The 8,385-nt window shown below is 67.2% G+C and carries 5 protein-coding genes and 1 pseudogene; 3 read left to right on the top strand and 3 right to left on the bottom strand.

Annotation, left to right across the window (positions count from 1 at the left end):
- A pseudogene (locus tag KQ304_RS02015) lies at window positions 1-157 on the top strand (photosystem II D2 protein (photosystem q(a) protein)); the annotation flags it as partial.
- A 410-nt stretch (window positions 158-567) separates the two neighbouring features.
- Here the strand turns inward: KQ304_RS02015 and KQ304_RS02010 are convergent.
- The 3 genes from KQ304_RS02010 to KQ304_RS02000 are packed head-to-tail and all read right to left on the bottom strand — an operon-like array spanning window position 568 to window position 5,886.
- Window positions 568-2,253: a DUF2079 domain-containing protein gene (locus KQ304_RS02010; RefSeq protein ID WP_259735451.1), complete on the bottom strand. Its 1,686-nt coding sequence runs from the start codon at window positions 2,251-2,253 to the stop codon at window positions 568-570.
- Window positions 2,186-3,838 carry a glycosyltransferase family 39 protein gene (locus KQ304_RS02005; protein WP_259735450.1) on the bottom strand — a complete coding sequence of 551 codons (1,653 nt, stop codon included), beginning with the start codon at window positions 3,836-3,838 and terminating at the stop codon, window positions 2,186-2,188. The genes KQ304_RS02010 and KQ304_RS02005 overlap by 68 nt, the downstream gene beginning before the upstream one ends.
- Window positions 3,835-5,886: a glycosyltransferase family 39 protein gene (locus tag KQ304_RS02000; RefSeq protein ID WP_259735452.1), complete on the bottom strand. Its 2,052-nt coding sequence runs from the start codon at window positions 5,884-5,886 to the stop codon at window positions 3,835-3,837. The genes KQ304_RS02005 and KQ304_RS02000 overlap by 4 nt, the downstream gene beginning before the upstream one ends.
- Window positions 5,887-6,071: 185 nt before the next feature.
- Between KQ304_RS02000 and KQ304_RS01995 the strand changes: the two genes are divergently transcribed.
- Both KQ304_RS01995 and KQ304_RS01990 read left to right on the top strand, forming a co-directional pair.
- Window positions 6,072-7,721: an iron uptake porin gene (locus KQ304_RS01995; protein ID WP_259735449.1), complete on the top strand. Its 1,650-nt coding sequence runs from the start codon at window positions 6,072-6,074 to the stop codon at window positions 7,719-7,721.
- Window positions 7,722-8,064: 343 nt separating this feature from the next.
- The coding region (locus KQ304_RS01990) for an iron uptake porin (RefSeq protein WP_259735448.1) at window positions 8,065-8,385 on the top strand (321 nt) is incomplete at its 3' end.

Here is an 8,385-nt window from a genome sequence, read left to right as displayed (position 1 = left end):
GGAGATCCGCGCCGCTGAGGACCCCGAATTCGAGACCTTCTACACGAAGAACATTCTTCTGAATGAAGGTCTGCGTGCCTGGATGGCACCGGCCGACCAGCCGCATGAAAACTTCGTCTTCCCTGAAGAGGTTCTGCCCCGCGGCAACGCTCTCTGATCGGTTCTGGTCTTCTTTCAGGCGTCCTTCGGGGCGCCTTTTTTGTTGGCAGGCCCCATCCCTGTGCGGCCGAGCTCACAGGCTCTCGCTTCGCTGGGCAGCTCCCTTAGATTCATGCAGTTCCGTCAGCAGTGTCGTGGAGCGGGCCCTCTGGCCCTGTGCCCGATCAGTCCGCTTCGAAAACGTCGCCGGCTGGCTTTATCCCCCCAAGGAGGAGGTGCCCGTGAGCCACAGTTCTATGACCCAGGGTCTGCTGATCGCGGAGAACGCCGGCTGATTTCGGCGCCTGTTTCCTGATCACTCGGTTCCGCGACAGAGCGGACCCGGCGAACGCCCCCGCCACCGCGCTATCCAGCCCGGTGGCGGGGGCATCGTTCTTGGGGCCCGCAGAGGTCCATTTCTGTTCCCGGTTAATCGGGCTGGCGATCGAGCTGTCGCTGAACCGAGCCCAGCAGCTCCTGGAGCTGAGCCTGCGCGGGCTGCCGATCGGGCTGTCCTCGCTGGAGCAGCACCACCCCGTCGGAGAAGGCCCGCACCCCGTAGGGCTCAGGCAGCGAGTCCAGCGCTTCGAGGCTCCTCTCCAGAGCTTTGCGGTCGCGCGGGAAAGCCATTCCATAGCGGCGCAACCAATCGAGATCGACGGCAACCCAGTCGACGGCCCGGCTGCTGCCCTGGCGGTCGCGGTAGATCACTCCGTTCGGGAAACGAATCAGCACCGCTCTCTGGGCGAGGTGGGGAACCAGGGGTGTGGTGGCGGCCACGCTGGCGCCCTCGGGAATCAGGCCCAGCAGCTCCCTGGCCTTGGCTCCATGGTTCCACTGGCGTGACGGCGAGCTGTAGACCCAGGGATCGACGCTGTCGGGGATCAGAAAGGAAAGGCTGCGGTTGGGATTGGCCAGCAAGGTGAGCAGCAGCGAGAGCGCGATGCAGCCGGTCCAGACCCGCCGCAGGCGCCTTTGAGCAAAAACCTGGGGATGGCGGCTCCACCACTCGATGGCCCCGGCGAACAGCCCCGGCACCACCAGCAGCGCGTAGCGCAGGTTGATCGAGAGGGGGTTGTTCGATCCCTGCGCCAGCAGCAGGCCCATCAGGGGCACGCCCATCAACAGCCAGCTGTCGAGGCTGATCAGTGGCACCAGCATCAGGGGCAGCCCCTGGGCCAGCAGGTAGCGCAGGGTTTCCCCAGGTGGCCAGATCAGTTCCCGCAGCACCACCAGCGGCTGCCCGAGGGCCTTCATCAGCACCTCCAGGCTGCTGGCCTGCTCGGCATCGCCGATGTACTGGCCGAAGTTCTCCACCATGAAGCGGCGGGAGTTGTCGTCGCTGAACAGGGGCATCAGCACGTTGGTCACCAGCAGCACCCAGCCGAGCCCCAGCACGGCCAGCGCCAGGGCGAGGGGCCAGCGCTGGCGCTGACGCACCAGGATCCAGAGGCTGACCCCCACCAGCAGCACGCCGGTGTCCTCCCGGATCATCGGCACCGCCACCGCGGCCAGCGTCAGCAGCCACCACTGGCGGCGCTGCAGTCCGTACCAGAGCAGCAGCATCGCCAGGGGCAGCTGGGCGAGGTCGGTGAAGTTCCCCCAGGTGGGGCCGATCACCGCATTGGCACCGAAGAAGCTGCAGGCCAGGTAGGCGGCCAGCCAAGGGTCTTCCAGCCGCTCCCGGGCTAGGCGGTGCAGCACCAGGCCGGCGGCCGTCATCAGGCCCACCTGCACCAGTGGCAGGGCCCAGATCCCCAGCAGCCCCACCAGGGGCACCCACAGCAGCAGTGCCGGCGTGAAGTGCTGGCCCAGGCGGTGGTAACCCAGGGAAGGAGGTTCCCCGGCGTGGATCACGTTGGTGGAAAGCTGCGAGGAGAGGGTGCTCTCGAAGGGATGCCCGTGCAGGCCGCTCCAGATCGTCTGCAGAAAGATGCCCTGGTCGTAGGAGGCGGTGAGCACCTGCAGCCGCCACCACTGCAGCAGCAGCCCGATCACGGCGAACAGCACCGCCGCCACCAGGACCGCCCGCTGGGCCTTGGCCTGCTCAGGGGATCTGGGCGGCGGGCTCTTCGGCTCCTGCTGCGCAGATCCAGCGTTGCCAGCTGTCGTCACCGCGGGCCTCCAGGTCACAGCTGGCATCCTGAAGCCGCAGGCGCCCGGGGTTGCCGGGTTCGAGCCGGCCGGCCTTATCGCCTGCTCGCATCACCAGCTTGAAACGCTTCGGCCATGGCTCGCCTGGCTTGGCTGGAAGGTCGAAGAGTTTCTGCTGGGCGTACCAGCGCAGGCTTGGACGTCGCCCCTCCTTACCGGGCATGAAGACCTGCAGCTCGGCCGTTGTGCCGGTCGCTCCGGCGTTGCGGGCCAGCTCAGCGGCGGGCAGTACCGACCAGGACTCATTGAGCTCCCAGTTCCAGAACGGGCTCAGCACGAACAGCAGCAGCGACGTGCTCCAGCCCAGCAGCAGCAGGCCCAGCCCCAATCGTCGCCGGGCCAGGCCCGGCCGAGTCAGGTTGATCCCCCCCCCCACCAGCCCCAGCCCCGCCGGCAGCGGTAGCCAGCGCAGTGGCGGCGAGATCAGCAGGGAGGCCAGCAACAGCAGCGTCCCCAGCGCGACCCAGAACCAGGGCAGCCGCCCCAGCAGACCCCGGGGTCGAGGTGCCTCCAGCAGACGGGCCAGGGCCGGCCCGCAGATCAGACAGAAGGGAGGCCAGAGCAGCAGGCTGTACCAGGGCAGCTGGGTTTTCATCGGCAGCACCGTCAAGGTGGCGGCCAGGCTGAGGCCCAGGCTCCAGCGCCCCGCCGGTTGCTTTCGCTCCCTCCAGGCCAGACCCAGACCGATCGGCCAGAGGGGCAGCCAGGGCCAGCCCCCCTCAAGGACTTCCAGGAGCGGCTCGAGCGGGCTGCCGTAGTGCTCCTCCACGGTGGACGTGAAGCGCAGCAGTCCCTGGCCGCCCCACATCAGCAGGGCCTCAGGGCCCCGCTGCAGCCCATGCCAGCCGTGCCAGGCCAGGCCCAGCGACAGCCCCAGCCCCAGGCCCAGTGCCAGACGCCACCAGGCGCGTCGATCCAGATCGCGATCGAGCCAGCGCAGCAGCAGGCCCGTGGCCAGCACCGGGATCACCACTGGAGCCTTGAGCAGCAGCAGCGCACTGCCCCCGACCCCTGCGATCAGTCCACCCGCCAGGGCTGTTCGTGGCCGTGGCGCCGCCATCAGCAGGCCCAGCCAGAGCAGGGCCATGGCCGTGAGCTGGGCTCCATCGAGCATGGCCAGCCGGCCGTGGCGGACCAGGGGCATCAAGGTGAGGGCGATGGACGCCGATGCGACAGCTGCCAGGGGCTGGCCGGGTCGGAGCCGCAGCTGGATCGCGCCGATCAGCGGCACCAGCAGGCTCGAAACCAGGGCCGGCGCCAGCCGGATCACCCACTCCGGAGGCAGGGCGGTGGCTTCGCCGCTGAGGGACCGCCAGAGCTGGATCACGCCCGCAATCAGCCAGTGCAGGCCTGGAGGCTTGTTGAGGTAAGTGGATCCCCAGAAGGTCGACAGCAGGGTGTCGGGCCAGGCGGCCTGGCTGGTCTCCAGGGCCACCCGCGCCACGATGCCTTCATCCCAGTCGCGCAGGGGCAGGTGGCCCAGGCCCGCCAGGGCGAGCATCAGAGCCACGGCCCAGAGCCCGAGCAGCACGCGCCTCACGTTCATCGTTGTTCCTTGTTCAGCTGGTTGGTCAGCTTGCGGGTGGCCCGGGGAAGCGAATGGAAGGCCCGCTGCAGGCTGAAGGGATTGGCCAGCAGGGCGCCGCTCACATCGGCGAGGGCCTCGAGCACAGGCTCCTGATGACGGCGGGCTGCGCTGCTGGCCACGGCATGGGCACCCCAGGGATTCCAGCCGGCCAGCAGCACCACGCTGCGGTAGGCCGGGGGCCAGGGGTTGCCCGGCTCCAGGGTCTGCAGGCGGCTGAACCACTGGTCCGCCTGCTGGGGACGGTTGTGCAGGACCGCCAGCAGCGCCAGAGCCCAGAGCGCTTCACGATCGCTGGGATCGGCCAGCAGCCGCTGCTGAGCCCAGTCGCTCACCCGACGTTGATAGCGCCAGTGGCCATCGAGCTGATGCTGGGGGCCGATGGCCTCGAACACCGGCGCCAGGCCGGCCGGGCCCTGCTCCAGCCCAGAGGCCAGCTCGATGAAGCGGCGATCGAAGCGGGCCGCGGTGGCCACGGGCTCGCGGCGGGTCCACAGCTCCACGGGGTTGCCATTGCTCCAGGGCCAGCGGCCCACTAGCCGGAAGCGGGAGTCCTGGCGAATCGCTCTGGCCAACTCCCGTGAAGCTTTCCGGCGCATGCCGGCCTGACCGGTGGTCAGCAGGACCCATTCCGCCTGATCCAGCACCAGCTGCCGCTCCCTGCGCTTCCGGCCCAGCTGTCGGGCCACGATCTGTCCCCCCCCGGCTCGCCCGTAGACCGTGGCTGTGTGCTCGTTGAGTTCGGGGGCATTCGGGAGCACCGTCAGCGTGTGGGGCTGATCACCCACCTGTTGGCGCATCCTGTCCATCACGGCTGGCAGGGGTGAACGGGGCTGCCAGCGGATCTCGCTGGCCTGGGCGGTGACCGCGCTGCTGGCGCTGGCTGCCAGCCCCACGGCCAGGGCTCCCCAGCTGGCGCGTCCCCAGCCCTGCCTGCGCAGGATCTGTCCCAGCTGCCACCAGCCCCAGCTGAGCAGCAGCACCAGCAAAGGCAGGACCGGGGTGATGTAGCGGGGGTCCTTGTTGGGGCTGAGGGTGGTGAAGAGCCAGCCACTGAGGCTGCAGCCGATCAACCAGCTCCAACCCCAGCCGCCCAGGGCCCGGTGCGCCTGCTCGGCTGGCTGGGGCTTGGGACAACCCCGCTCTCGGCGCCAGGCGACCCCCAGCGCCAGCAGTGCCCCCGCCAGGGCGGGCAGGCTGTTGACCAGTCCCAGCTGCAGGGGCCAGAGCTTCGGATACCAGAGCAGGCTGGCCAGGCTGAACGCTGGCGGGTCGCCCTCCTGGGCGGCTGACTCCAGCACCGCCCGGTTGGTGCCGCCGATGGTGGTGATCCAGTTGTGCTGCAGCCAGGGCAGCACCAGGACGAGCACCAGCACCAGGGCGGCCAGGGCTTGCCAGCGCCGGCGCGCTCGCCCCAGGCCCCGCGCAGCCACCCACAGGGCCGGCGGCAGCAGCACCAGCAAAGCGCTCTGTTTCACCAGTACGGCCGCCGCCAGTGCCAGAGCCGCGGCGACGGCCTGGCCCCAGTGCCCCCCCCGGGGCTCAGGTGCCGCCCAGCGCCCCAAAAGCCACAGGGCCAGCACACTGGTGGCGGCGAGGGGCAGATCAAGGGTGAAATCCAGCCGCAGGCTTACCAGCGCTGGGGTAGTGCTGGTGAGGGCGGCCGCCAACAGGCCGAAAGCCGGCGACACCAGTTGACGTCCCCAGCAGGCCACGACCACCAGCAGCAGCCCCTGCCAGAGAGCGAGGGCCGCACTGGCCTGATCGGGGCTGTCGCCGCTCAGGGCCATCACCGAGCCATTCACCAGGCTCGCCAGTGGCGGCACTTTGGGGGAAAGGTCCAGCAGGCCCTGCCAGCCAGGCCAGGCCCCGGCGGGCAGCAGCCCGAGGGCGCGGCCATGGTCCACGGCGCTGTTGAGGTAATCGGCCTGATCCCAGGCCGGCAGCCGCTGGTCCAGCTGCAGCCAGAGCCGGTCGGCCAGGCTGCCCGCCAGCCAGAGGCTGGCCAGGGCCAGCCACCACAGCCAGGGGCGTTTGGTCCGGGTGTTCAGGGCCGTGGCGGCGGTTCGCGCCAGTTTGGACCAGCTGCCTGTCCCGTGGCCGTTGTGCGTTCTGTCACATGTGGGCGGGACTGCCGCAGGGCTGGGGGTGATTCTTCATGCAGGCGCATCGCGCCAACTTGTGTGAGGACCCCATGAAATTTTTCCGGCAATTGCTGCTGGCACCTGTTGCCCTCGGATTGATGGCCCCTGTGGCCGCCACCGCCGGCGACATGAACCTGGACGGCATCAACCAGTACGCCGCCTCCGAGGATCAGGTCACCAGCATCACTCAGTTCTCTGATGTGCAGCCCACCGAGTGGGCCTACCAGGCGCTCTCGAACCTGATCGAGCGCTATGGCTGCGTCGCTGGTTACCCCGATGGCACCTTCCGTGGCAAGAAGCCGCTGAGCCGCTGGGAAGCCGCTGCCCTGCTCAACGCCTGCCTCGATCGGATCACCGAAGTGACCGACGAGCTGCGCCGCCTGCTCAAGGAGTTCGAGAAGGAGCTCGCGATCCTGCGCGGTCGCGTCGACAACCTCGAAGCCAAGGTTGGTGAGCTGGAAGCGAACCAGTTCTCCACCACCACCAAGCTGCGTGGTGTGGCCACCTTCACCATCGGCGCCAACTCCTTCGGCGGCGACGCCCGGGCCACGTTTGGTGAGTCCGCTCTCAACGGCGGCAAGGTCGCCCCCGGTCAGAGGTTCTCTGATGCCGCCGCGGCCCAGCAAGGCGCCACGGCCTTCAACTACAACCTCGACCTCTTCCTCGACACCAGCTTCACCGGCAAGGATCTGCTGCGCACCCGCCTGCGTGCCGGCAACTTCGGCTCCAGCCCCTGGGGTGCCGCCAATCCTGACAACCTGGTGGGCCTGAACGCCTTCGAGGTGGCTTTTGAGGGCCCCAGCGGTGCCGACTCGATCGAAGTCAACCGTCTCTTCTACCAGTTCCCCCTCGGCAAGAGCTTCACCGCCACGGTGGGTGCCAAGGTCCGTCAGGACGACATGCTGGCCTTCTGGCCCAGCGTGTACCCCGCTGACACCGTCCTCGACATCTTCACCTATGGCGGTGCCCCCGGCGCCTACCCCCTGACCCTCGGCTCCGGTGGTGGCCTCTGGTGGAGGAGCGGCGGCTTCAGCATCAGTGCCAACTACGTGGCCGCTAATGGCAACGTGGGCAACCCCAATGACGGTGGTATCGGCACCGATGGTTCCGCTCAGACGGGTACCGCCCAGATCGCCTGGAACAACGAGAACTTCGGTCTCGCTGCCACCTACACCTACGCAACCCCTCAAGGTGGTGTGGTCGGTCTCTACGGCGGTAACGGCACTCCCTTAGCCAATCTCGGGTATGCCCTCTCCGATAGCGTCAATTCCGTCGGTATCAGTGCTTACTGGCAGCCTTCCAACTCCGGGTGGCTCCCCTCGATCAGCACCGGCTGGGGACTCAACTCCCATAGCGCCAGCTCTTCTTCGGCGGGCGCCCTTGCAGATGCAATCGATGGTGCCCAGACCCAGTCCTGGTATGTGGGTCTGCAGTGGTCCGACGTCTTCATCAAGGGCAATGCCGCCGGTATGGCCGTGGGTCAGTCCACCTTCCTGACCAAGTCGGGTGATGATGATCTCCTCGCAGCCAACGACGGAAACTATGCCTGGGAGTGGTGGTACAAGTTCCAGGTGACCGACAACATCTCGATCACCCCTGCGATCTTCTACCTGAGCGTGCCCTTGGGTCAGTTCCAGAAAGCCAACAGCGACACCTTCGACAACTTCGGCGGTCTGGTCAAGACCACCTTCAAGTTCTGATCGTTGCTGATCAGCTGATCGTTGCCAGCTGATCCATCCAGCCAGGTCATCTCCTCACACACCTTGATCTGGCTGTTCCTCAATTTTTAAGCCAAGCGGGCTTGCCCAGTCTTTGCTTTTGAGCCGTGGAGAAATCCACGGCTTTTTTATGTTGCTATGGCCAATTAACGTGGGCGACGAGCGGTGGCTGGGCTGGAAAACCCCTGCGGTGGAGCGGCTGTGGCCTTGCAAATGTAATCTTCGATACGTGCCCATGTGCTTGTGGGCGACTGGCTAAAACCTCAGTCTCGATAAGATCAGCAGGTGTCCTTTTGGACCGCCCCTCAATTGGTGTGAGGACCAAATGAAATTGTTTCAGCGTCTCCTTTTGGCGCCCGTCGCCCTTGGGCTGGTTGCCCCCATGGCCGCCTCGGCCGCAGATTTTGACCTGAACGGCATCAACAAGTATGCCGGCAAGAAAGACCAGGTCACCAGCATCACTCAGTTCTCGGATGTGCAGCCCACCGAGTGGGCCTACCAGGCACTCTCGAACCTGATCGAGCGCTACGGCTGCGTCGCTGGTTACCCCGATGGCACCTTCAGAGGCAGGCAGCCCCTGAGCCGCTGGGAAGCCGCTGCTCTGCTCAACGCCTGCCTCGATCGGATCACCGAAGTGACCGACGAG

Source organism: Synechococcus sp. CS-1329 (genome assembly GCF_025128055.1).
Taxonomy (GTDB): Bacteria; Cyanobacteriota; Cyanobacteriia; order PCC-6307; family Cyanobiaceae; genus Regnicoccus_A.
Note: the sequence above shows the minus strand (reverse complement) of the source record. Positions and strands in the feature narration are given on the sequence as shown.